34 protein-coding genes are annotated in these 19,596 nt (G+C 53.3%); 29 read left to right on the plus strand and 5 right to left on the minus strand.

Going from position 1 to position 19,596, the window contains the following annotated elements:
- Positions 1 to 11 precede the first annotated feature (11 nt).
- The 27 genes from rplB to ACMGGK_RS01170 all read left to right on the plus strand — a co-directional run bounded on the left by rplB (position 12) and on the right by ACMGGK_RS01170 (position 13,007).
- Entirely contained in the window at positions 12 to 836 is an 825-nt protein-coding gene (gene rplB, locus ACMGGK_RS01040) for a 50S ribosomal protein L2 (protein ID WP_004929775.1), read from the plus strand.
- A gap of 14 nt (positions 837 to 850) precedes the next feature.
- Positions 851 to 1,129, plus strand: coding sequence for a 30S ribosomal protein S19 (gene rpsS / locus ACMGGK_RS01045; protein ID WP_004929772.1), 279 nt, complete (start codon positions 851 to 853; stop codon positions 1,127 to 1,129).
- A 14-nt stretch (positions 1,130 to 1,143) separates the two neighbouring features.
- Positions 1,144 to 1,476: a 50S ribosomal protein L22 gene (gene rplV / locus ACMGGK_RS01050; protein WP_002223844.1), complete on the plus strand. Its 333-nt coding sequence runs from the start codon at positions 1,144 to 1,146 to the stop codon at positions 1,474 to 1,476.
- A 17-nt stretch (positions 1,477 to 1,493) separates the two neighbouring features.
- Positions 1,494 to 2,192 carry a 30S ribosomal protein S3 gene (gene rpsC, locus ACMGGK_RS01055; protein ID WP_004929766.1) on the plus strand — a complete coding sequence of 233 codons (699 nt, stop codon included), beginning with the start codon at positions 1,494 to 1,496 and terminating at the stop codon, positions 2,190 to 2,192.
- Positions 2,193 to 2,204: 12 nt separating this feature from the next.
- Positions 2,205 to 2,615: a 50S ribosomal protein L16 gene (gene rplP, locus ACMGGK_RS01060; RefSeq protein ID WP_004929764.1), complete on the plus strand. Its 411-nt coding sequence runs from the start codon at positions 2,205 to 2,207 to the stop codon at positions 2,613 to 2,615.
- Complete coding sequence (gene rpmC, locus ACMGGK_RS01065; RefSeq protein WP_004929762.1) at positions 2,615 to 2,806, plus strand: 50S ribosomal protein L29; 192 nt, start codon at positions 2,615 to 2,617, stop codon at positions 2,804 to 2,806. The genes rplP and rpmC overlap by 1 nt, the downstream gene beginning before the upstream one ends.
- The gene (rpsQ, locus tag ACMGGK_RS01070) at positions 2,807 to 3,061 is read left to right on the plus strand and encodes a 30S ribosomal protein S17 (RefSeq protein WP_004929760.1); all 255 of its coding nucleotides are present in this window, start codon (positions 2,807 to 2,809) and stop codon (positions 3,059 to 3,061) included.
- A 172-nt stretch (positions 3,062 to 3,233) separates the two neighbouring features.
- Positions 3,234 to 3,605, plus strand: a complete 372-nt coding sequence (gene rplN / locus ACMGGK_RS01075) for a 50S ribosomal protein L14 (RefSeq protein ID WP_000613954.1) — start codon at positions 3,234 to 3,236, stop codon at positions 3,603 to 3,605.
- 9 nt (positions 3,606 to 3,614) lie between these two features.
- The gene (gene rplX, locus ACMGGK_RS01080) at positions 3,615 to 3,929 is read left to right on the plus strand and encodes a 50S ribosomal protein L24 (RefSeq protein WP_004929758.1); all 315 of its coding nucleotides are present in this window, start codon (positions 3,615 to 3,617) and stop codon (positions 3,927 to 3,929) included.
- A gap of 14 nt (positions 3,930 to 3,943) precedes the next feature.
- Positions 3,944 to 4,483, plus strand: a complete 540-nt coding sequence (gene rplE, locus ACMGGK_RS01085) for a 50S ribosomal protein L5 (protein WP_004929756.1) — start codon at positions 3,944 to 3,946, stop codon at positions 4,481 to 4,483.
- Between the two features lie 13 nt (positions 4,484 to 4,496).
- On the plus strand, positions 4,497 to 4,802 hold the full coding sequence (rpsN, locus tag ACMGGK_RS01090; protein WP_004929754.1) for a 30S ribosomal protein S14: 306 nt from the start codon (positions 4,497 to 4,499) through the stop codon (positions 4,800 to 4,802).
- A gap of 30 nt (positions 4,803 to 4,832) precedes the next feature.
- Entirely contained in the window at positions 4,833 to 5,225 is a 393-nt protein-coding gene (gene rpsH / locus ACMGGK_RS01095) for a 30S ribosomal protein S8 (protein ID WP_004929753.1), read from the plus strand.
- 14 nt (positions 5,226 to 5,239) lie between these two features.
- Positions 5,240 to 5,773 (plus strand): 50S ribosomal protein L6, encoded by a 534-nt coding sequence (gene rplF, locus ACMGGK_RS01100; protein WP_004929751.1) that lies wholly within the window; start codon positions 5,240 to 5,242, stop codon positions 5,771 to 5,773.
- Between the two features lie 9 nt (positions 5,774 to 5,782).
- The gene (gene rplR, locus ACMGGK_RS01105; RefSeq protein WP_004929748.1) at positions 5,783 to 6,136 is read left to right on the plus strand and encodes a 50S ribosomal protein L18; all 354 of its coding nucleotides are present in this window, start codon (positions 5,783 to 5,785) and stop codon (positions 6,134 to 6,136) included.
- A 14-nt stretch (positions 6,137 to 6,150) separates the two neighbouring features.
- Positions 6,151 to 6,651, plus strand: a complete 501-nt coding sequence (rpsE, locus tag ACMGGK_RS01110; protein ID WP_004929747.1) for a 30S ribosomal protein S5 — start codon at positions 6,151 to 6,153, stop codon at positions 6,649 to 6,651.
- A 6-nt stretch (positions 6,652 to 6,657) separates the two neighbouring features.
- Positions 6,658 to 6,837, plus strand: a complete 180-nt coding sequence (gene rpmD, locus ACMGGK_RS01115) for a 50S ribosomal protein L30 (protein ID WP_048232028.1) — start codon at positions 6,658 to 6,660, stop codon at positions 6,835 to 6,837.
- Between the two features lie 3 nt (positions 6,838 to 6,840).
- Complete coding sequence (gene rplO / locus ACMGGK_RS01120) at positions 6,841 to 7,275, plus strand: 50S ribosomal protein L15 (protein ID WP_004929742.1); 435 nt, start codon at positions 6,841 to 6,843, stop codon at positions 7,273 to 7,275.
- A gap of 7 nt (positions 7,276 to 7,282) precedes the next feature.
- Entirely contained in the window at positions 7,283 to 8,614 is a 1,332-nt protein-coding gene (gene secY / locus ACMGGK_RS01125) for a preprotein translocase subunit SecY (protein WP_004929740.1), read from the plus strand.
- Positions 8,615 to 8,647: 33 nt separating this feature from the next.
- Entirely contained in the window at positions 8,648 to 8,764 is a 117-nt protein-coding gene (rpmJ, locus tag ACMGGK_RS01130) for a 50S ribosomal protein L36 (RefSeq protein WP_002227352.1), read from the plus strand.
- A 148-nt stretch (positions 8,765 to 8,912) separates the two neighbouring features.
- Positions 8,913 to 9,269, plus strand: coding sequence for a 30S ribosomal protein S13 (gene rpsM, locus ACMGGK_RS01135; protein WP_004929734.1), 357 nt, complete (start codon positions 8,913 to 8,915; stop codon positions 9,267 to 9,269).
- 16 nt (positions 9,270 to 9,285) lie between these two features.
- On the plus strand, positions 9,286 to 9,675 hold the full coding sequence (gene rpsK, locus ACMGGK_RS01140) for a 30S ribosomal protein S11 (RefSeq protein ID WP_004929731.1): 390 nt from the start codon (positions 9,286 to 9,288) through the stop codon (positions 9,673 to 9,675).
- Between the two features lie 30 nt (positions 9,676 to 9,705).
- Positions 9,706 to 10,326 carry a 30S ribosomal protein S4 gene (gene rpsD / locus ACMGGK_RS01145; protein ID WP_004929729.1) on the plus strand — a complete coding sequence of 207 codons (621 nt, stop codon included), beginning with the start codon at positions 9,706 to 9,708 and terminating at the stop codon, positions 10,324 to 10,326.
- Between the two features lie 25 nt (positions 10,327 to 10,351).
- Positions 10,352 to 11,341 (plus strand): DNA-directed RNA polymerase subunit alpha, encoded by a 990-nt coding sequence (locus ACMGGK_RS01150; RefSeq protein ID WP_002919219.1) that lies wholly within the window; start codon positions 10,352 to 10,354, stop codon positions 11,339 to 11,341.
- Positions 11,342 to 11,381: 40 nt separating this feature from the next.
- On the plus strand, positions 11,382 to 11,771 hold the full coding sequence (gene rplQ, locus ACMGGK_RS01155) for a 50S ribosomal protein L17 (protein WP_004929726.1): 390 nt from the start codon (positions 11,382 to 11,384) through the stop codon (positions 11,769 to 11,771).
- 148 nt (positions 11,772 to 11,919) lie between these two features.
- The gene (locus tag ACMGGK_RS01160; protein WP_143778642.1) at positions 11,920 to 12,294 is read left to right on the plus strand and encodes a DUF1992 domain-containing protein; all 375 of its coding nucleotides are present in this window, start codon (positions 11,920 to 11,922) and stop codon (positions 12,292 to 12,294) included.
- Complete coding sequence (gene zntR, locus ACMGGK_RS01165; protein ID WP_016930321.1) at positions 12,294 to 12,725, plus strand: Zn(2+)-responsive transcriptional regulator; 432 nt, start codon at positions 12,294 to 12,296, stop codon at positions 12,723 to 12,725. The genes ACMGGK_RS01160 and zntR overlap by 1 nt, the downstream gene beginning before the upstream one ends.
- Before the next feature lie 75 nt (positions 12,726 to 12,800).
- On the plus strand, positions 12,801 to 13,007 hold the full coding sequence (locus tag ACMGGK_RS01170; protein WP_420276622.1) for an alternative ribosome-rescue factor A: 207 nt from the start codon (positions 12,801 to 12,803) through the stop codon (positions 13,005 to 13,007).
- 58 nt (positions 13,008 to 13,065) lie between these two features.
- On the opposite strand, the gene mscL is transcribed toward ACMGGK_RS01170, so the two are convergent.
- From mscL to def, 5 genes are all read right to left on the minus strand, one after another.
- On the minus strand, positions 13,066 to 13,482 hold the full coding sequence (mscL, locus tag ACMGGK_RS01175) for a large-conductance mechanosensitive channel protein MscL (protein ID WP_025304493.1): 417 nt from the start codon (positions 13,480 to 13,482) through the stop codon (positions 13,066 to 13,068).
- A 137-nt stretch (positions 13,483 to 13,619) separates the two neighbouring features.
- On the minus strand, positions 13,620 to 14,996 hold the full coding sequence (trkA, locus tag ACMGGK_RS01180) for a Trk system potassium transporter TrkA (RefSeq protein ID WP_004929716.1): 1,377 nt from the start codon (positions 14,994 to 14,996) through the stop codon (positions 13,620 to 13,622).
- A 55-nt stretch (positions 14,997 to 15,051) separates the two neighbouring features.
- Positions 15,052 to 16,341 carry a 16S rRNA (cytosine(967)-C(5))-methyltransferase RsmB gene (rsmB, locus tag ACMGGK_RS01185; protein ID WP_097101294.1) on the minus strand — a complete coding sequence of 430 codons (1,290 nt, stop codon included), beginning with the start codon at positions 16,339 to 16,341 and terminating at the stop codon, positions 15,052 to 15,054.
- 72 nt (positions 16,342 to 16,413) lie between these two features.
- Complete coding sequence (gene fmt, locus ACMGGK_RS01190) at positions 16,414 to 17,358, minus strand: methionyl-tRNA formyltransferase (RefSeq protein ID WP_115436583.1); 945 nt, start codon at positions 17,356 to 17,358, stop codon at positions 16,414 to 16,416.
- 17 nt (positions 17,359 to 17,375) lie between these two features.
- A complete protein-coding gene (gene def / locus ACMGGK_RS01195; RefSeq protein WP_015379260.1) occupies positions 17,376 to 17,885 on the minus strand; it encodes a peptide deformylase in 510 nt (169 codons plus the stop codon).
- 133 nt (positions 17,886 to 18,018) lie between these two features.
- Here def and dprA point away from each other — a divergent pair, with 133 nt between their 5' ends.
- Positions 18,019 to 19,140 carry a DNA-protecting protein DprA gene (gene dprA / locus ACMGGK_RS01200; RefSeq protein WP_337061797.1) on the plus strand — a complete coding sequence of 374 codons (1,122 nt, stop codon included), beginning with the start codon at positions 18,019 to 18,021 and terminating at the stop codon, positions 19,138 to 19,140.
- Positions 19,112 to 19,585 (plus strand): DUF494 family protein Smg, encoded by a 474-nt coding sequence (smg, locus tag ACMGGK_RS01205; protein ID WP_004929707.1) that lies wholly within the window; start codon positions 19,112 to 19,114, stop codon positions 19,583 to 19,585. The genes dprA and smg overlap by 29 nt, the downstream gene beginning before the upstream one ends.
- The last annotated feature ends 11 nt before the right edge of the window (positions 19,586 to 19,596 follow it).

The raw sequence follows: 19,596 nt of genomic DNA on the forward strand, positions 1-19,596 counted from the left end.
GAGTAAGAACAATGGCAATTGTTAAATGTAAACCTACATCTCCGGGTCGTCGCCACGTTGTTAAAGTGGTTAACCCTGAGCTGCACAAGGGTAAACCTTATGCCCCGCTGCTGGAAAAACTGAGCAAAAGCGGTGGTCGTAACAACAATGGCCGTATCACCACCCGTCATATCGGTGGTGGCCACAAGCAACATTATCGTCTGGTTGACTTCAAGCGCAACAAAGACGGTATCCCTGCTGTGGTTGAGCGTCTGGAGTACGATCCGAACCGTTCCGCGAACATCGCGCTGGTTCTGTACAAAGACGGCGAACGCCGTTACATCCTGGCGCCGAAAGGCCTGAAAGCTGGTGACCAGATTCAATCTGGCGTTGATGCTGCAATCAAAGCGGGTAACACCCTGCCGATGCGCAACATTCCAGTTGGTTCAACGGTTCACAACGTAGAAATGAAACCAGGTAAAGGCGGCCAGATGGCTCGCTCCGCTGGTGCCTACGTTCAGATCGTTGCTCGTGATGGTTCCTACGTAACTCTGCGTCTGCGCTCCGGCGAAATGCGTAAAGTTCCAGCTGATTGCCGCGCCACCCTGGGTGAAGTCGGTAACGCTGAACACATGCTTCGCGTTCTGGGTAAAGCAGGTGCTGCACGTTGGCGTGGTGTTCGTCCTACCGTTCGCGGTACGGCGATGAACCCGGTAGATCACCCGCACGGTGGTGGTGAAGGTCGTAACTTTGGTAAGCACCCGGTAACTCCGTGGGGCGTTCAGACCAAAGGTAAGAAGACCCGTAGCAACAAGCGTACTGATAAGTTCATCGTACGTCGCCGTAGCAAAAAATAATTAGAGGATAAGCCATGCCACGTTCTCTCAAGAAAGGTCCTTTTATTGACCTGCACTTGCTGAAGAAGGTAGAGAAAGCGGTGGAAAGCGGTGACAAGAAGCCTTTGCGCACTTGGTCCCGTCGTTCAACGATCTTTCCTAACATGATCGGTTTGACCATCGCTGTCCATAATGGTCGTCAGCACGTACCAGTGTTCGTTTCCGATGAAATGGTCGGTCACAAACTGGGTGAATTCGCGCCGACTCGTACTTATCGCGGCCATGCGGCTGATAAAAAAGCTAAAAAGCGCTAAGGTAGGAGGAAGAGATGGAAACTATCGCTAAACATCGCCACGCTCGTTCTTCTGCTCAGAAGGTTCGCCTTGTTGCTGACCTGATTCGCGGTAAGAAAGTGTCGCAAGCTCTGGAAACTCTGACCTACACCAACAAGAAAGCTGCTGGTCTGGTTAAGAAAGTGCTGGAGTCTGCCATTGCTAACGCAGAACACAACGATGGCGCTGACATCGATGATCTGAAAGTTACGAAAATCTTCGTAGACGAAGGCCCAAGCATGAAGCGCATTATGCCGCGTGCAAAAGGTCGTGCAGATCGCATCCTGAAGCGCACCAGCCACATTACTGTGGTTGTGTCCGATCGCTGAGACTCTGGAGACTAGCAATGGGTCAGAAAGTACATCCTAATGGTATTCGCCTGGGTATTGTCAAACCTTGGAACTCTACTTGGTATGCGAATACCAAAGAATTCGCTGACAACCTGGACAGCGACTTTAAAGTTCGTCAATTCCTGACTAAGGAACTGTCGAAAGCTTCCGTTTCTCGCATCGTTATCGAGCGTCCTGCGAAGAGCATCCGTGTGACCATTCACACTGCTCGCCCAGGCATCGTTATCGGCAAGAAAGGTGAAGACGTCGAAAAACTGCGCAAGGTCGTAGCGGACATCGCTGGCGTTCCTGCACAGATCAACATCGCCGAAGTCCGTAAACCGGAACTCGACGCTAAATTGGTTGCTGACAGCATCACTTCTCAGCTGGAACGTCGCGTTATGTTCCGTCGTGCTATGAAGCGTGCAGTACAGAACGCAATGCGTCTTGGCGCTAAAGGTATCAAAGTTGAAGTAAGCGGCCGTCTTGGCGGCGCTGAAATCGCACGTACCGAATGGTACCGCGAAGGTCGTGTTCCATTGCACACTCTGCGTGCGGACATCGACTACAACACATCTGAAGCGCACACCACTTATGGTGTAATCGGCGTTAAGGTATGGATCTTCAAAGGTGAGATCCTGGGTGGTATGGCTGCAGTTGAACAACCGGAACCGGCTGCTCAACCTAAAAAGCAGCAGCGTAAAGGCCGCAAGTAAGGAGAGTCGCTGATGTTACAACCAAAGCGTACAAAATTCCGTAAGGTGCACAAGGGCCGCAACCGTGGTCTGGCGCAAGGTACGGATGTTAGCTTCGGCACTTTCGGTCTGAAAGCTGTTGGCCGTGGCCGTCTGACTGCTCGTCAAATCGAAGCAGCTCGTCGTGCAATGACTCGTGCAGTTAAGCGTCAAGGCAAGATCTGGATCCGTGTATTCCCGGACAAACCGATCACCGAGAAGCCGCTGGAAGTGCGTATGGGTAAAGGTAAGGGTAACGTGGAGTATTGGGTTGCCCTGATCCAGCCTGGTAAGGTCCTGTACGAAATGGACGGCGTGCCAGAAGAGGTTGCCCGCGAGGCATTCAAACTGGCAGCAGCGAAACTGCCGATCAAAACCACCTTTGTAACTAAGACGGTGATGTAATGAAAGCACAAGAGCTGCGTGAAAAAAGCGTTGAAGAGCTGAATGCCGAGCTGCTCAACCTGCTGCGTGAGCAATTCAACTTGCGCATGCAGGCGGCCAGTGGCCAGCTGCAACAAACTCACCTGTTGAAACAAGTGCGTCGTGACGTCGCACGCGTTAAGACTTTACTGACTCAAAAGGCGGGTGTGTAAATGACTGAAGTTATCCGTACCCTGCAGGGTCGTGTTGTTAGCGATAAAATGGAGAAATCCATCGTTGTTGCTATCGAGCGTACTGTGAAGCACCCAATCTACGGGAAATTCATCAAACGTACGACCAAGCTGCACGTACATGACGAGAACAACGAATGTGGTACCGGCGACGTGGTGGAAATCCGCGAATGCCGCCCACTGTCCAAGACCAAGTCCTGGACGTTGGTTCGCGTTGTAGAGAAAGCGATTCTGTAATAGAGTAGCTGGCTCTCACTTAATAAACGGCTCAGAAAATGAGCCGTTTATTTTTTCTACCCATACCAAGTAAGCGGTGTTATAATGCTGCGCCCTCGGTTATGGGGCTTTTCAACGGCCTAATTTTTACTTGGGTCTTTAAAGTAGTAGTTGACATTAGCGGAGCACTAAAATGATCCAAGAACAGACTATGCTGAACGTCGCCGACAACTCCGGTGCACGTCGCGTAATGTGTATCAAGGTTCTAGGTGGCTCGCACCGTCGCTACGCAGGCGTCGGCGACATCATCAAAATTACCATCAAGGAAGCAATTCCTCGCGGTAAGGTGAAGAAAGGCGATGTTCTGAAGGCGGTAGTGGTGCGCACCAAGAAGGGTGTACGTCGCCCGGACGGTTCTGTCATTCGCTTCGATGGCAATGCATGCGTTATTTTGAACAATAACAGCGAGCAGCCAATCGGTACGCGTATTTTTGGGCCGGTAACTCGTGAACTGCGTAATGAGAAGTTCATGAAAATTATCTCTCTGGCACCAGAAGTACTCTAAGGAGCGAACATGGCAGCGAAGATCCGTCGTGATGACGAAGTTATCGTGATTACCGGGAAAGACAAAGGTAAGCGCGGTAAAGTAAAAAATGTCCTGTCTGCTGGCAAGGTCATTGTTGAAGGCATCAACCTGGTTAAGAAACACCAGAAGCCGGTTCCGGCTCTGAACCAACCAGGCGGCATTGTTGAGAAAGAAGCTGCAATTCAGGTTTCTAACATTGCTATCTTCAACGCGGCTACCGGCAAGGCTGACCGTGTAGGCTTTAGATTCGAAGACGGCAAAAAAGTCCGTTTCTTCAAATCTAACAGCGAAACTATCAAGTAATTTGGAGTAATACGATGGCGAAACTGCATGATTACTACAAAGACGAGGTAGTCAAACAACTGATGTCTCAGTTTGATTACAACTCTGTCATGCAAGTCCCTCGGGTCGAGAAGATCACCCTGAACATGGGTGTTGGTGAAGCGATTGCTGACAAGAAACTGCTGGATAACGCAGCAGCGGACCTGGCAGCCATCTCCGGTCAAAAACCGTTGATCACCAAAGCCCGCAAATCCGTTGCAGGCTTCAAAATCCGTCAGGGCTATCCGATCGGCTGTAAAGTAACTCTGCGTGGCGAACGCATGTGGGAGTTCTTTGAGCGTCTGATCTCCATTGCTGTTCCACGTATCCGTGACTTCCGTGGCCTGTCCGCCAAGTCATTCGATGGCCGTGGCAACTACAGCATGGGCGTGCGTGAGCAAATCATCTTCCCAGAAATCGACTACGACAAAGTCGATCGCGTTCGTGGTTTGGATATTACCATTACCACTACTGCGAAATCTGATGATGAAGGCCGCGCGCTGCTGGCTGCTTTTAACTTCCCGTTCCGCAAGTAAGGCAGGGTTACTGATGGCTAAGCAATCAATGAAAGCACGCGAAGTCAAGCGCGTGAAATTAGCTGACAAGTTCTTTGCAAAACGCGCTGAACTGAAAGCTATTATCTCTGATGTGAACGCATCCGATGAAGATCGTTGGAATGCCGTTCTCAAGCTGCAAACTCTGCCGCGTGATTCCAGCCCGTCTCGTCAGCGTAAACGCTGCCGCCAAACTGGCCGTCCACATGGTTATGTGGGCAAATTCGGGTTGAGCCGTATTAAGCTTCGTGAAGCCGCTATGCGCGGTGAAGTACCAGGCTTGAAAAAGGCTAGCTGGTAATTACCAATTGAATCACGGGAGTAAAGACAGATGAGCATGCAAGATCCGATCGCGGATATGCTGACCCGTATCCGTAACGGTCAAGCCGCGAACAAAGTTGCGGTCACCATGCCTTCCTCCAAGCTGAAAGTGGCAATTGCCAACGTGCTGAAGGAAGAAGGTTTTATTGAAGATTTCAAAATCGAAGGCGACGCCAAGCCTGTTCTGGAACTGGTACTGAAGTACTTCCAGGGCAAAGCTGTGGTAGAAAGCATTCAACGTATCAGCCGTCCAGGTCTGCGCATCTACAAGAAAAAAGATGAGCTGCCAAAAGTTATGGCCGGTTTGGGTATCGCTGTTGTTTCTACCTCTAAAGGTGTTATGACCGATCGTGCAGCTCGCCAGGCTGGTCTGGGTGGCGAGATTATCTGCTACGTAGCTTAATTCGGGAGGAAAGAATGTCTCGTGTTGCAAAAGCACCCGTCGTCATTCCTGCCGGCGTAGAGGTAAAACTCAACGGTCAGGTTATTTCGATTAAGGGTAAAAACGGCGAGTTGACTCGTACTATCCACGACGCCGTTGAAGTGAAGCAAGAAGCTAACGCACTGACTTTCGCTCCGCGCGAAGGTTTTGCTAACGCATGGGCCCAAGCGGGTACCACGCGCGCTCTGCTGAACGCAATGGTTGTTGGTGTTACCGAAGGCTTCACCAAGAAGCTTCAACTGGTAGGTGTTGGTTATCGTGCTGCCGTTAAAGGCAACGTGGTGAATTTGGCCCTGGGCTTCTCTCACCCTATCGATCACCAGCTGCCGGCAGGTATCACTGCTGAATGCCCAAGCCAAACTGAAATCGTGCTGAAAGGCGCTGATAAGCAGGTAATTGGCCAGGTAGCAGCAGATCTGCGCGCTTACCGTCGTCCTGAGCCTTACAAAGGCAAGGGTGTTCGTTACGCCGACGAAGTCGTGCGTACCAAAGAGGCTAAGAAGAAGTAAGGTAACACTATGGATAAGAAATCTGCTCGTATCCGTCGTGCGACCCGCGCACGCCGCAAGCTCCAAGAGCTGGGTGCAACCCGCCTGGTGGTACATCGTACCCCGCGTCACATTTACGCACAGGTGATTGCTCCAAACGGTTCTGAAGTACTGGTAGCCGCTTCTACTTTAGAAAAAGCTATCGCGGAGCAACTGAAGTATTCCGGTAACAAAGACGCAGCAGCAGCCGTAGGTAAAGCTCTGGCTGAGCGCGCGTTGGAAAAAGGGATTGCGAAAGTATCCTTTGACCGTTCCGGTTTCCAATATCATGGTCGAGTCCAGGCACTGGCAGATGCTGCCCGTGAAGCTGGCCTTCAGTTCTAAGGAAGAGGTTTAAGATGGCTCACATCGAAAAACAAGCTGGCGAACTGCAGGAAAAGCTGATCGCGGTAAACCGCGTATCTAAAACCGTAAAAGGTGGCCGTATTTTCAGCTTTACCGCACTGACTGTAGTTGGTGATGGTAACGGTCGCGTTGGTTTTGGCTACGGCAAAGCACGCGAAGTTCCAGCAGCGATCCAGAAAGCGATGGAAAAAGCCCGTCGCAACATGATGAACGTCGCGCTGAACAGCGGCACCCTGCAGCACCCTGTTAAGGGCGCTCACACGGGTTCTCGCGTGTTCATGCAGCCTGCTCATGAAGGTACCGGTATCATCGCGGGCGGTGCAATGCGCGCCGTTCTCGAAGTTGCTGGGGTGCACAACGTATTGGCTAAAGCTTATGGTTCCACCAACCCGATCAACGTGGTTCGTGCAACTATCGACGCTCTGGCGAATATGAAGTCTCCTGAAATGGTCGCTGCTAAGCGTGGTAAATCCGTTGCCGACATTCTGGGGTAATTGACCATGGCTAAGACTATTAAAGTTACACAAACTCGCAGCTCAATTGGCCGTCTGCCGAAGCATAAAGCTACTCTGCTCGGTCTGGGTCTGCGTCGTATTGGTCACACCGTAGAGCGCGAGGATACTCCTGCTGTTCGCGGTATGGTCAACCTGGTTTCCTACATGGTTAAAGTTGAGGAGTAACAGATGCGTTTAAATACTCTGTCTCCGGCTGAAGGTGCCAAGCATGCGCCTAAGCGTGTAGGTCGTGGTATTGGTTCTGGCCTGGGTAAAACCGGCGGCCGTGGTCACAAAGGTCAGAAGTCTCGTTCTGGCGGTGGCGTACGTCGTGGTTTCGAAGGTGGTCAGATGCCTCTGTACCGTCGTCTGCCGAAATTCGGCTTCACTTCACGCAAAGCGATGATCACGGCAGAAGTTCGTCTGTCTGAACTGGCTCTGGTTGAAGGCGATGTTATCGACCTGAACGCGCTGAAAGCCGCTAACGTAGTTGGTGTCCAGATCGAATTCGCGAAAGTTGTACTTTCTGGCGAAGTCGCTCGTCCGGTAACCCTGCGTGGTCTGCGTGTCACCAAAGGCGCTCGTGCTGCTATCGAGGCTGCTGGCGGTAAAATTGAGGAATAAGTAGCAGATGGCTAAGCAACCAGGATTAGATTTTCAAAGTGCTAAAGGCGGGCTCGGCGAGCTGAAGCGCAGACTTTTGTTTGTCATCGGCGCGCTGATTGTCTTCCGCATCGGCTCTTTCATTCCGATTCCTGGTATCGATGCCACTGTGCTTGCCAAATTGCTTGAGCAGCAGAGAGGCACTATCATTGAAATGTTTAACATGTTCTCTGGTGGTGCCCTCAGCCGTGCTTCTATCTTTGCTCTGGGGATCATGCCGTATATCTCGGCGTCGATCATTATCCAGCTGCTGACGGTGGTTCATCCAGCGTTGGCGGAAATCAAGAAAGAAGGGGAGGCTGGCCGTCGCAAGATTAGCCAGTACACCCGCTACGGTACGCTGGTATTGGCCATATTCCAGTCGATCGGTATTGCTACCGGTCTGCCGAATATGCCTGGTATGCAGGGCCTGGTGTTAAACCCAGGCTTTGCATTCTACTTTACTGCGGTTGTGAGCCTGGTAACCGGGACAATGTTCCTGATGTGGCTGGGTGAGCAGATTACTGAGCGCGGTATCGGCAACGGTATCTCGATCATTATCTTCGCGGGTATTGTAGCGGGGCTCCCGCCGGCAGTGGCCCATACTATCGAGCAAGCGCGGCAAGGCGACCTGCACTTCCTCCTGCTGCTGTTGGTTGCAGTATTGGTGTTTGCAGTAACCTTCTTCGTTGTTTTCATCGAGCGTGGTCAACGTCGTATCGTCGTTAACTATGCGAAGCGTCAACAAGGTCGTCGTGTTTATGCAGCACAGAGTACACACTTACCGTTGAAAGTGAACATGGCGGGTGTTATCCCGGCGATTTTCGCTTCCAGCATTATTCTGTTCCCGGCCACGATTGCATCATGGTTTGGGGGCGGTACCGGTTGGAACTGGCTGACTACGATTTCGCTGTATTTGCAGCCAGGGCAACCGCTTTATGTGTTACTCTATGCGTCTGCAATCATCTTCTTCTGTTTCTTCTACACGGCGTTGGTCTTCAACCCGCGTGAGACAGCAGATAACCTGAAGAAGTCCGGTGCCTTCGTACCAGGAATTCGTCCGGGAGAGCAAACGGCGAAGTATATCGATAAAGTAATGACGCGTTTAACCCTGGTGGGCGCGATGTACATTACTTTCATCTGCCTGATCCCGGAGTTCATGCGTGATGCAATGAAAGTACCATTCTACTTTGGTGGTACCTCGCTACTGATCGTGGTTGTCGTCATCATGGACTTTATGGCTCAAGTGCAAACTCTGATGATGTCAAGTCAGTACGAGTCTGCATTGAAGAAAGCAAATCTGAAAGGCTATAACCGCTAGTCAGATTCGTTTGAGAAGTTACGGAGAGTAAAAATGAAAGTTCGTGCTTCCGTCAAGAAATTATGTCGTAACTGCAAAATCGTTAAGCGTAACGGTGTCGTTCGTGTGATTTGCAGCGCCGAGCCGAAGCATAAACAGCGTCAAGGCTGATTATCTCGCATATTTTTCTTGCAAAGTTGGGTTGAGCTGGCTAGATTAGCCAGCCAATCTTTTGTATGTCGCACTGCAACATTATTTGAGTATCCTGAAAACGGGCTTTTCAGAATGGTGTTGCTGTATAAAATAGTAGGAGTGCATAGTGGCCCGTATAGCAGGCATTAACATTCCTGATCATAAACATACCGTTATCGCCTTAACGTCGATCTTCGGTATCGGTAAAACCCGTTCACAGGCTATCTGTGCATCCACGGGTATTGCTGAAAATGTTAAGATCAGTGAGCTGTCTGAAGAGCAAATCGAAAAGCTTCGTGATGCAGTTGCCAAATACACCGTTGAGGGTGATTTGCGTCGTGAAATTACCCTGAGCATCAAGCGTCTTATGGACCTTGGTTGCTATCGTGGTTTGCGTCATCGTCGTGGTCTGCCGGTACGCGGTCAGCGCACCAAGACCAACGCTCGTACCCGTAAGGGTCCGCGCAAGCCGATCAAGAAATAATCGGGGTTATTGAATAATGGCAAAGGCACCTGTTCGTACACGTAAGCGTGTAAGAAAGCAAGTCTCTGACGGCGTGGCTCATATCCATGCTTCTTTCAACAACACCATCGTTACCATCACTGATCGTCAGGGTAATGCTTTGGGTTGGGCAACAGCCGGTGGTTCCGGTTTCCGTGGTTCTCGTAAGTCCACTCCGTTCGCAGCACAGGTTGCAGCAGAACGTTGTGCTGACGCAGTGAAAGAATACGGTATCAAGAACCTGGAAGTTATGGTTAAAGGACCTGGTCCTGGTCGTGAGTCTACTATCCGCGCTCTGAACGCGGCTGGTTTCCGCATCACTAACATTACTGATGTGACTCCGATCCCTCATAACGGTTGTCGTCCGCCGAAAAAGCGCCGCGTGTAACGCAGCTTTTAGGATTGTTGGAGAAAGAAAATGGCAAGATATTTGGGTCCTAAGCTCAAGCTGAGCCGTCGTGAGGGCACAGACCTGTTCCTTAAGTCTGGCGTTCGCGCGATCGATTCCAAGTGTAAAATTGAACAAGCACCTGGTCAGCACGGTGCGCGTAAACCGCGTCTGTCTGATTACGGTGTTCAGTTGCGTGAGAAGCAGAAAGTTCGTCGTATGTACGGCATTCTGGAGCGTCAATTCCGCAACTATTACAAAGAAGCAACCCGCCTGAAGGGCAACACCGGTGAAAACCTGTTGCAGCTGCTGGAAGGTCGTCTGGACAACGTTGTTTACCGTATGGGCTTCGGCGCTACTCGTGCAGAGTCACGTCAGCTGGTTAGCCACAAAGCAGTTATGGTAAACGGTCGCGTTGTTAACATCGCTTCTTATCAGGTATCTCCGAATGACGTAGTCAGCATCCGCGAGAAAGCTAAAAAGCAGTCTCGTGTTAAAGCTTCTCTGGAGCTGGCTGAGCAGCGTGAAAAGCCGACTTGGCTGGAAGTTGATGCTGCTAAGATGGAAGGCGTGTTCAAGCGTATGCCTGAACGTACCGATCTGTCTGCGGACATTAACGAACACCTGATCGTCGAGCTTTACTCCAAGTAAAGCTTAGTACCAAAGAGAGGACACAATGCAGGGTTCTGTGACAGAGTTTCTAAAACCGCGCCTGGTAGATATCGAGCAAGTCAGTTCGACGCACGCCAAGGTGACCCTTGAGCCTTTAGAGCGTGGCTTTGGCCATACTCTTGGCAACGCACTGCGCCGTATTCTGCTTTCATCTATGCCGGGTTGCGCGGTGACCGAGGTTGAGATTGATGGTGTACTGCATGAGTACAGCACCAAAGAAGGCGTACAGGAAGATATCCTGGAGATCCTGCTCAACCTGAAAGGGCTGGCGGTGAGAGTTCAAGGCAAAGACGAAGTTATTCTTACCCTGAATAAATCTGGCATTGGCCCTGTGACCGCTGCCGACATCACCCATGATGGTGATGTCGAAATCGTCAAGCCTCAGCACGTGATTTGCCACCTGACTGATGAGAACGCGGCTATCAGCATGCGTATCAAAGTTCAGCGCGGTCGCGGTTATGTGCCGGCTTCTGCCCGAATTCATTCGGAAGAAGATGAGCGCCCAATCGGTCGTCTGTTGGTTGACGCCTGCTACAGCCCTGTAGAGCGTATCGCCTACAATGTTGAAGCTGCGCGTGTAGAACAGCGTACTGACTTGGATAAGCTGGTCATCGAAATGGAGACCAATGGCACGATCGATCCTGAAGAGGCGATCCGCCGTGCGGCCACCATTCTGGCTGAACAACTTGAAGCTTTCGTTGACCTGCGTGATGTGCGTCAGCCGGAAGTTAAAGAAGAGAAACCGGAATTCGATCCGATCTTGCTGCGCCCTGTTGACGATCTGGAATTGACTGTCCGCTCTGCTAACTGCCTCAAGGCAGAAGCTATCCACTACATCGGTGATCTGGTACAGCGTACCGAGGTTGAGTTGCTGAAAACGCCAAACCTGGGTAAAAAATCTCTTACCGAGATTAAAGACGTGCTGGCCTCACGTGGTCTGTCTCTGGGCATGCGCCTGGAAAACTGGCCGCCGGCAAGCATTGCTGACGAGTAACCGGATCACAGGTTAAGGTTTTACTGAGAAGGATAAGGTCATGCGCCATCGTAAGAGTGGTCGTCAACTGAACCGTAACAGCAGCCATCGCCAGGCTATGTTCCGTAACATGGCCGGCTCTTTGGTTCGTCATGAGATCATCAAGACGACCCTGCCAAAAGCAAAAGAGCTGCGTCGCGTTGTTGAGCCGCTGATTACTCTTGCCAAGACCGACAGCGTAGCTAATCGTCGTCTGGCATTCGCCCGTACTCGTGATAACGAGATCGTGGCAAAACTGTTTAACGAGCTGGGCCCGCGTTTCGCGAGCCGTGCCGGTGGTTACACTCGCATTCTGAAGTGTGGCTTCCGCGCAGGCGACAACGCGCCGATGGCATACATCGAGCTGGTTGATCGTGCTGAGTCTCAAGCAGAAGTAGCAACTGCAGAGTAATCTGTAGACGCGTAAAAAAACCGGGCTTGCCCGGTTTTTTTACGCCCAAATCCCGCCAAATGTGCTCAATTCCCCCGCCGTGCTTAAGATCCTCGCCCCTATCCGTTATGCTAAGACTCATTCAATAGGCTCACTGAGACTGTCTGTTATGGGGTTGCTTGACCAATGGGCGGAACGTCATATCCTTGATGCCCAGGATAAAGGCGAGTTCGACAATCTGCCCGGCCAGGGCCAACCGCTGGTGCTGGACGATGACAGCGCGGTGCCTGCTGAGCTGCGCGCCGGTTACCGTCTGCTGAAAAATTCCGGTTACCTGCCGCCGGCGCTGGAAGATCGCAAAGAGGCGTTGACCGTTGCTCACTTACTGCAAGGGATCAACAGTGAGCATCCGGACTATGTCGATCTCAGCAAGCGCATGGCACTGCTGGAACATCGGTTGCGTCAGGCTGGGATGAGCACCGATTTCTTGCATGGCGAATATCAGCGCGCGCTGGACGGTAAATTCACTCGGGAGGAGAAGTAATGTTCAAGATAGGTCAGTTGGCCAAGCTTGCCGAAGTGACGCCGGATACCGTGCGTTACTATGAAAAGCAGGGCATGATGGATCACAATGTCCGCACAGAGGGCGGTTATCGACTCTACACCGAGCAGGATCTGCAGCGGCTGCGTTTTATTCGCTATGCCAAACAGTTGGGCTTTACTCTGGAAACGATCGCCGAACTGCTGTCGATCCGGGTTGATCCTGAACATCATACCTGCCAGGAGTCGAAGTCGATCGTCGATGCTCGCCTGAGCGAAGTGGAAAGTAAGTTGGCGGAGCTGACTCGCATGCGCGAATCGTTGAAACGCTTGAGCGACGCCTGCTGCGGCACTGCCCATACCAGCAACTATTGTTCTATTCTGGAAGCCTTGGAACAGGGCGCCAGCGATGATAAAGGCAAAAAAGGTTGCTGACGGCACTTTAATTTTTATATTGCCGGCAGTATTATCGGCTCGTTTTATTACCCTACCTTTTACAGGAGCATTATCATGACGAAATATCGTCACACCAAAGGTCAGATTCAAACTAACGCCATTGAGGCGCTGCTGCATGATCCGCTATTCCGTCAGCGGGTAGAAAAGAATGTGAAAGGCAAAGGCAGCTATCGGCGTAAAGAAAAACACAACAAAGGCGGTAACTGGGAGGCCAGTGGTAAACTATCAAGCGATAATTTACCATTGGCCTTCTGGTTTTAAGGCATTAAAAAAGCCACCTTCATCAGGTGGCTTTTTATTGGCATAACCAAACGCTGTCTTACAGTTTTGGCTGCTGTTGCTGGCTCAGCAAATCACGGATTTCCGTCAGCAGTTTCTCTTCTGCGGTAGGTGCCGGCGGCGCTGCGGGCGCTTCTTCCTGTTTGCGGCGCATTTTGTTCATCAATTTAATCGCCAGGAAGATGGCGAAGGCGACAATCACGAAGTCGAATACGGTTTGGATGAATGAACCATAGTTCATTACCACCGCCGGTACGGCGCCCTGAGCTTCGCGTAACACCAGATGGAACTGTTTAAAGTCGACGCCGCCGATCAGTAAGCCCAGTGGTGGCATGATGATATCAGCCACGAAGGACGAAACAATCTTGCCGAATGCGGCACCGATAATCACACCGACGGCCAGATCGACCACGTTGCCACGCATGGCAAATTCGCGAAACTCTTTCAACATACTCATAGAACGCACCCCTTGCAGAATTAATAACTCAAGTTTAACAAAGCAATTTCCCTTTGCCACAAAAGGAGAGAAGTTTTATCTCCTCCCAAGGCAGAGAACAACCACGCGATTATAGACCATAGCCAAATAAATTCGTTCTACAAGAAGAACGGGCTCGGTTGGAACAAGCGTTCAACGTCAGGCACGAATTTCTTGTCAGTAATAAACATGATGACGTGATCGCCCTGTTCGATTTTGCTGTTGCCGTTGGCAATGATCACGTCATCGCCACGCACGATCGCACCGATGGTCGTCCCCGGTGGCAACTTGATATCTTCGACGATGCGGCCGACCACTTTGGACGTGCTTTCATCGCCGTGTGCAATCGCCTCGATCGCTTCCGCCACGCCGCGGCGCAGCGACGAAACGCTGACGATATCCGCTTTGCGCACGTGCCCCAACAGGGCGGAGATGGTCGCCTGCTGCGGTGAAATGGCGATATCAATCACGCTGCCCTGCACCAGGTCGACATAGGCGCGGCGCTGGATCAGCACCATCACCTTCTTGGCGCCCATGCGCTTAGCCAGCATGGCGGACATGATGTTGGCCTCATCGTCGTTGGTGATGGCGATGAAAACATCCACCTGCTCGACGTGCTCTTCGGCCAGCAGCTCCTGATCGGAGGCATCGCCGTAGAACACGATGGTATCGTGCAGCTGTTCGGCCAGTTCGGCGGCGCGTTGCTGATTCCGCTCGATCAGTTTGACGTTGTAGTCTTTTTCCAGTTTGGCGGCCAGGCCGGCGCCGACGTTGCCGCCGCCGACGATCATGATGCGCTTATAGGGTTTTTCCAGCCGCTGCAGTTCGCTCATCACCGCGCGGATATGCTGTGAGGCGGCGACGAAGAAAACTTCATCGCCGGCTTCGATAATGGTCGAGCCCTGCGGACGGATCGGTCTGTCCTGGCGGAAAATAGCGGCGACGCGGGTGTCGATATGCGGCATGTGCTCGCGCATTGAAGAGAGCGCATTGCCGACCAGCGGGCCGCCGTAATAGGCTTTAACCGCGGCGATGCTGACCTTGCCTTCGGCGAAGTTAACCACCTGCAGGGCGCCAGGGTATTCAATCAGCTTGTAGATATAGTCGATGACCAGCTGCTCCGGCGAAATCAGATGGTCGATTGGCACCGCTTCCGGCAGGAACAGTTTTTCCGACTCGCGGATATATTCCGGCGCGCGGATACGGGCGATACGGTTGGGGGTGTTAAACAGAGAATAGGCGATCTGGCAGGCGATCATGTTGGTTTCGTCGGAGTTGGTGACGGCGACCAGCATGTCGGCGTCTTCTGCGCCGGCTTCGCGCAGCACCCGAGGGTGGGAACCATGTCCCTGAACCACCCGCAAATCGAATTTATCCTGTAGTTGGCGCAAGCGGCCGGAATCGGTATCGACGACGGTGATATCGTTGTTTTCACCCACCAGGTTTTCCGCCAGCGTCCCGCCAACCTGACCGGCACCAAGAATAATTATTTTCATCGTGTTCTCTGCTTCACACTGAAAGACTTAGGGCGCGCACGCACGCCCTGAAGCATTACATTTTAATCAGCTTAGCGTAAAAGAAGCCATCGCCGTCCTCGGGATGCGGGATATTCTGTCGCCCTGGCCGTTGCGCATCGCCGGTTTCAACCAGCTTGGCATCGGCGTGGCGTTGCAAGAACGCGGCGATCTGGCTGCTGTTTTCATCCGGCAGGATAGAGCAGGTCGCGTAAACCATCACGCCGCCTGGTTTTAGATGCGGCCAGACGGCTTCCAGAATTTCTGCCTGCAGTGCGGCGAGTTCGGCGATGTCGCGATCGCGGCGCAGCCATTTGATGTCGGGGTGACGGCGGATCACGCCGGTGGCGGAACAAGGCGCGTCCAGCAGGATACGATCGAACTGTTTGTCCCCGCACCACTGCTGCGGAGTGCGGCCATCGCCCAATTTAACCTCTGCGTGCAAACGCAGACGCTGCAGGTTCTCTTTGACTCGCGCCAGGCGCTGTTCGTCGATATCGACCGCCATGACGTGCGCTTTCGGCGCCGCTTCCAGAATATGCGTGGTTTTGCCGCCGGGTGCGGCGCACAGGTCGAGGATCTGTTCGCCGTCTTGCGGATCCAACAGATCGACACACCCCTGGGCTGAGGCATCTTGCACGGTGACCCAGCCTTCGGCGAACCCTGGCAGATCGGTCACGGCGCAAGGCGCCAGCAAACGCACCGCATCGGCATAGTCTGAATGAGTTTCCGCGGCGATGCCGGCGTCGCTCAGCAGCTGCAGATAAGCGTCACGGGTGTGATGCAGGCGGTTGACGCGCAGCCACATCGGCGGTTTCTGGTTATTGGCGTCGACGATCTGTTCCCAGTTGGCGGGATAAGCTTGTTGAATGCGTTTCAGCAACCAGCTCGGGTGCAGATAGCGGCTGTCATTGTTAGAGGCGCGCTGCAGCAGCTCTTCCTGCTGGCGCTGGAATTGCCGCAAGACGCCGTTAATCAGGCCTTTCAACTGCGGCCGTTTCAGCGCCACCGCGCCTTCCACGGTTTCCGCCAACACGGCGTGCGCCGGGATGCGGGTATACAGCAACTGATACAGGCCGACCATCAGCAAGTAGTGCAGCGTACGCTGCTTACCGGTCAGCGGCTTGGCCATCAATTGCTGAATGCACCATTCGAGCTGCGGCAGCACGCGCAACGTGCCGAAACACAGCTCCTGCAGCAATCCGCGATCTTTATCGCTGATGGAGGTTTGCAGCGCCGGCAGGACAGTGCTGAGCGACTGCCCCTGATCCAGCACCTGGCCGATGGCTTTGGCAGCGATGCTGCGGAGATTGTAATTATTTTTCATAGGCTGAAGCTGATAACGATCGGCATTAAGAAAATAACGGCCCGGCGATGAACGGCCGGGCAGTGGAGCGACTTACAGCCGGTTACCCGGGGTAAACCATTCACGACGTGAATTTAAAAGGTCTTGCGCCGACATCGGTTTCTTGCCGGCGGGCTGCAGTTGGATCAGGTTGAGGATACCGTCGGCAGTCGCCACCTGGATACCGTGCTTGTCGGCATGGACAACGGTGCCTGGCTCCGCGTTGGCGCTTTGTGCCAGTACGCTGGCCTGCCACACTTTCACCGGTTGATCGTCGATGGTGAAGTAGCTGACCGGCCAAGGGTTGAAGGCGCGGATGCAGCGCTCCAACTGGGCAGCGGACAGTGTCCAGTCCAGGCGGGCTTCTTCTTTGCTCAGTTTCTCGGCGTAGGTGACCAGCGCTTCGTCCTGCACTTCGCGGGTGGCGCTGCCGTCTGCCATTTGGCGCAGCGTAGTCAACATGCCCTGTGGGCCGAGCTGGGCCAGCTTGTCGTAGAGACTGGCGCTGGTATCGCTGCTCTCAATCTGGCAGGCAATCTTGTGCATCATGTCACCGGTATCGAGACCGACGTCCATCTGCATGATGGTCACGCCGGTTTCGCTGTCACCGGCCCAGAGCGAACGCTGGATCGGCGCCGCGCCGCGCCAGCGAGGCAGCAGCGAGCCATGTACGTTGATGCAACCGAGACGCGGCATATCCAGCACCGCCTGCGGCAGGATCAGCCCGTAGGCCACCACCACCATCACGTCGGCGTTGAGATCGGCCACCAGGCGCTGGTTCTCTTCGGGGCGCAGCGATTTGGGCTGAAATACCGGCAGTTGGTGTTGCTCGGCCAGCACTTTGACCGGGCTTGGCGTCAGCTTGTTGCCGCGGCCCGCCGGGCGGTCGGGCTGGGTAAAAACGCCGACAATCTGGTGCTCAGATGACAACAGCGCGTCAAGATGACGCGCTGCGAAGTCTGGTGTTCCGGCGAAAATAATCCGTAAAGAGTCAGACACGTTGATTTCCTGATCGGTTAGGCGCGGGCTTGAAGCTTGGCCATTTTTTCCAGTTTCTGACGAATGCGCTGACGCTTGAGCGGCGACAGGTAATCGACGAACAGTTTGCCCATCAGGTGATCCATCTCGTGCTGGATGCAGATCGCCAACAGGTCGTCCGCTTCCAGCTCGAAAGGTTTGCCTTCACGATCCAGTGCGCGGATCTTCACCTGCGCGGCGCGCGGCACTAACGCACGCTGCTCGGGAATGGAAAGACAGCCTTCCTCGATGCCGGTTTCGCCGCTTTTTTCCAGCAGCTCCGGGTTGATCAACACCAGGCGCTGATCGCGATTCTCGGAGACGTCGATCACGATAATGCGCTGATGGATATCCACCTGAGTCGCAGCCAGGCCAATGCCTTCCTCTGCGTACATGGTTTCAAACATATCATCCACGATGCGCTGGATATCTGCATTGACTTCTTTTACCGGCGCTGCGACTTTGCGCAGACGCTCGTCTGGGAAATGTAATACCTGCAAGACTGACATATATCTTTAGATCTGTATCCGAGTAATGAACGAGGTTTAACCTCTATTCTAGACATTTCCCGACCTGATTGACAGCATTGTGCACCAATTGCTCAGATTGGTAATACCACCGTTTTTGCTGAGGGAACAGACGATGCGGCCGGAAGAGATCGCTTTACGGATGCGAGGGGTAACGGGGCTGCAGACTGTCGTGGCCAGCCGGATCGTGCAGCAGCTATCGCAAATGGGTTGCGAGCCTCGCCGCGTGCTGCATGAGTTGGGATTGAACGAACGGCAGCAGACGCAGTTCAACCAGTTGGATCCCGGTTATCTGTCGGCCAGCCTGCGTTGGTTGGAGCTGCCAGCGCACCGTATGCTGAACTATGGGGCGGCCGGTTATCCCGAACGCCTGGCCCAGATCGACGATGCGCCGCTATTTTTGCTGATCGAAGGCGATCCTCAGGCGTTGTCGCACCCGCAACTCGCCATGGTGGGCAGCCGGCAGTTCAGCCACTACGGCGAGCGTTGGGCTCACCATTTCGCCGAGGAATTGGCGCGTTGCGGTTTCACCATCACCAGCGGTTTGGCGATCGGCATCGACGGCATTTGCCATCGCGCGGCGCTGGCGGCCGGGGGGTGCACGATTGCGGTGTTGGGCAGCGGGCTGGGCAATATCTATCCGCGCCGGCACCGCCGGCTCGCGGAGCAGATAGTCGAGCAGGGCGGTGCGGTGATTTCAGATCATTTGGTCACCGATTTGCCCCTGGCCGACCATTTTCCTCGCCGTAACCGCATTATCAGCGGGCTGAGCCAGGGCGTTCTGGTCATAGAAGCCTCGTTGCGCAGCGGTACCCTGGTGACAGCTCGCTATGCGCTGGAGCAGGGGCGTGAGGTATTCGCCTTGCCGGGGCCGTTAGGGAACCCGATGAGCGAAGGCACGCACTGGCTGATCCAACAGGGCGCGCATCTGGTGACTGGGCCGAAAGATATCGCCGAATTGCTGGGAAGCGGCCTCCAATGGTTGCCACTGAACGAAAATACAACTATTTGTGCGTCGCAGGCTGAAGTTGAATTGCCATTTGCCGATGTGTTGGCTAACGTAGGAGATGAGGTGACACCTGTTGACGTCGTCGCTGACCGTGCCGGCCAACCTGTGCCAGTGGTGGTAATCAAGTTACTCGAACTGGAGTTAGCAGGGTGGATCGCAGCTGTACCCGGCGGCTATGTCCGATTAAGGAGGGCAAGCCATGTTCGACGTACTCATGTACTTGTTTGAAACTTATATCCACAATGAACCAGAGATGCGCGTCGATCAGGATCAACTGACCGATGATCTCGCCCAAGCGGGGTTTCATCAGGATGATATCTACAACGCGTTGAATTGGCTTGAGAAGTTGGCCGACCTGCAAGAAGGTCAAAATGCGCCTTACTTTATGGATGCCGACCCGCTGGCGATGCGGATCTATACCGAAGAGGAAAGCGCGCGTTTGGACGCCGGCTGCCGTGGTTTTCTCCTGTTCCTGGAACAGATTCAGGTATTGAACCTCGAAACCCGTGAAATGGTTATCGACCGCGTTATGGCTTTGGATAATGCGGAATTCGATCTCGAAGATCTGAAATGGGTCGTGTTGATGGTGCTGTTTAATATCCCCGGATATGAAAGCGCCTATCAGCAAATGGAAGAACTGTTGTTTGAAGTGAACGAAGGTTATCTGCATTGAGCCGATAACGC

This window comes from Serratia sp. BNK-33-b (genome assembly GCF_048684565.1).
Classification (GTDB): domain Bacteria; phylum Pseudomonadota; class Gammaproteobacteria; order Enterobacterales; family Enterobacteriaceae; genus Serratia; species Serratia marcescens.

Coding starts and splice junctions, on each gene's coding strand:
- rplB (WP_004929775.1), top strand. CDS start 12: ATGGCAATTGTTAAATGTAAACCTACATCTCCGGGTCGTCGCCACGTT.
- rpsS (WP_004929772.1), top strand. CDS start 851: ATGCCACGTTCTCTCAAGAAAGGTCCTTTTATTGACCTGCACTTGCTG.
- rplV (WP_002223844.1), top strand. CDS start 1,144: ATGGAAACTATCGCTAAACATCGCCACGCTCGTTCTTCTGCTCAGAAG.
- rpsC (WP_004929766.1), top strand. CDS start 1,494: ATGGGTCAGAAAGTACATCCTAATGGTATTCGCCTGGGTATTGTCAAA.
- rplP (WP_004929764.1), top strand. CDS start 2,205: ATGTTACAACCAAAGCGTACAAAATTCCGTAAGGTGCACAAGGGCCGC.
- rpmC (WP_004929762.1), top strand. CDS start 2,615: ATGAAAGCACAAGAGCTGCGTGAAAAAAGCGTTGAAGAGCTGAATGCC.
- rpsQ (WP_004929760.1), top strand. CDS start 2,807: ATGACTGAAGTTATCCGTACCCTGCAGGGTCGTGTTGTTAGCGATAAA.
- rplN (WP_000613954.1), top strand. CDS start 3,234: ATGATCCAAGAACAGACTATGCTGAACGTCGCCGACAACTCCGGTGCA.
- rplX (WP_004929758.1), top strand. CDS start 3,615: ATGGCAGCGAAGATCCGTCGTGATGACGAAGTTATCGTGATTACCGGG.
- rplE (WP_004929756.1), top strand. CDS start 3,944: ATGGCGAAACTGCATGATTACTACAAAGACGAGGTAGTCAAACAACTG.
- rpsN (WP_004929754.1), top strand. CDS start 4,497: ATGGCTAAGCAATCAATGAAAGCACGCGAAGTCAAGCGCGTGAAATTA.
- rpsH (WP_004929753.1), top strand. CDS start 4,833: ATGAGCATGCAAGATCCGATCGCGGATATGCTGACCCGTATCCGTAAC.
- rplF (WP_004929751.1), top strand. CDS start 5,240: ATGTCTCGTGTTGCAAAAGCACCCGTCGTCATTCCTGCCGGCGTAGAG.
- rplR (WP_004929748.1), top strand. CDS start 5,783: ATGGATAAGAAATCTGCTCGTATCCGTCGTGCGACCCGCGCACGCCGC.
- rpsE (WP_004929747.1), top strand. CDS start 6,151: ATGGCTCACATCGAAAAACAAGCTGGCGAACTGCAGGAAAAGCTGATC.
- rpmD (WP_048232028.1), top strand. CDS start 6,658: ATGGCTAAGACTATTAAAGTTACACAAACTCGCAGCTCAATTGGCCGT.
- rplO (WP_004929742.1), top strand. CDS start 6,841: ATGCGTTTAAATACTCTGTCTCCGGCTGAAGGTGCCAAGCATGCGCCT.
- secY (WP_004929740.1), top strand. CDS start 7,283: ATGGCTAAGCAACCAGGATTAGATTTTCAAAGTGCTAAAGGCGGGCTC.
- rpmJ (WP_002227352.1), top strand. CDS start 8,648: ATGAAAGTTCGTGCTTCCGTCAAGAAATTATGTCGTAACTGCAAAATC.
- rpsK (WP_004929731.1), top strand. CDS start 9,286: ATGGCAAAGGCACCTGTTCGTACACGTAAGCGTGTAAGAAAGCAAGTC.
- rpsD (WP_004929729.1), top strand. CDS start 9,706: ATGGCAAGATATTTGGGTCCTAAGCTCAAGCTGAGCCGTCGTGAGGGC.
- ACMGGK_RS01150 (WP_002919219.1), top strand. CDS start 10,352: ATGCAGGGTTCTGTGACAGAGTTTCTAAAACCGCGCCTGGTAGATATC.
- rplQ (WP_004929726.1), top strand. CDS start 11,382: ATGCGCCATCGTAAGAGTGGTCGTCAACTGAACCGTAACAGCAGCCAT.
- ACMGGK_RS01160 (WP_143778642.1), top strand. CDS start 11,920: ATGGGGTTGCTTGACCAATGGGCGGAACGTCATATCCTTGATGCCCAG.
- zntR (WP_016930321.1), top strand. CDS start 12,294: ATGTTCAAGATAGGTCAGTTGGCCAAGCTTGCCGAAGTGACGCCGGAT.
- ACMGGK_RS01170 (WP_420276622.1), top strand. CDS start 12,801: ATGACGAAATATCGTCACACCAAAGGTCAGATTCAAACTAACGCCATT.
- mscL (WP_025304493.1), bottom strand. CDS start 13,482: ATGAGTATGTTGAAAGAGTTTCGCGAATTTGCCATGCGTGGCAACGTG.
- trkA (WP_004929716.1), bottom strand. CDS start 14,996: ATGAAAATAATTATTCTTGGTGCCGGTCAGGTTGGCGGGACGCTGGCG.
- rsmB (WP_097101294.1), bottom strand. CDS start 16,341: ATGAAAAATAATTACAATCTCCGCAGCATCGCTGCCAAAGCCATCGGC.
- def (WP_015379260.1), bottom strand. CDS start 17,885: ATGTCAGTCTTGCAGGTATTACATTTCCCAGACGAGCGTCTGCGCAAA.
- dprA (WP_337061797.1), top strand. CDS start 18,019: ATGCGGCCGGAAGAGATCGCTTTACGGATGCGAGGGGTAACGGGGCTG.
- smg (WP_004929707.1), top strand. CDS start 19,112: ATGTTCGACGTACTCATGTACTTGTTTGAAACTTATATCCACAATGAA.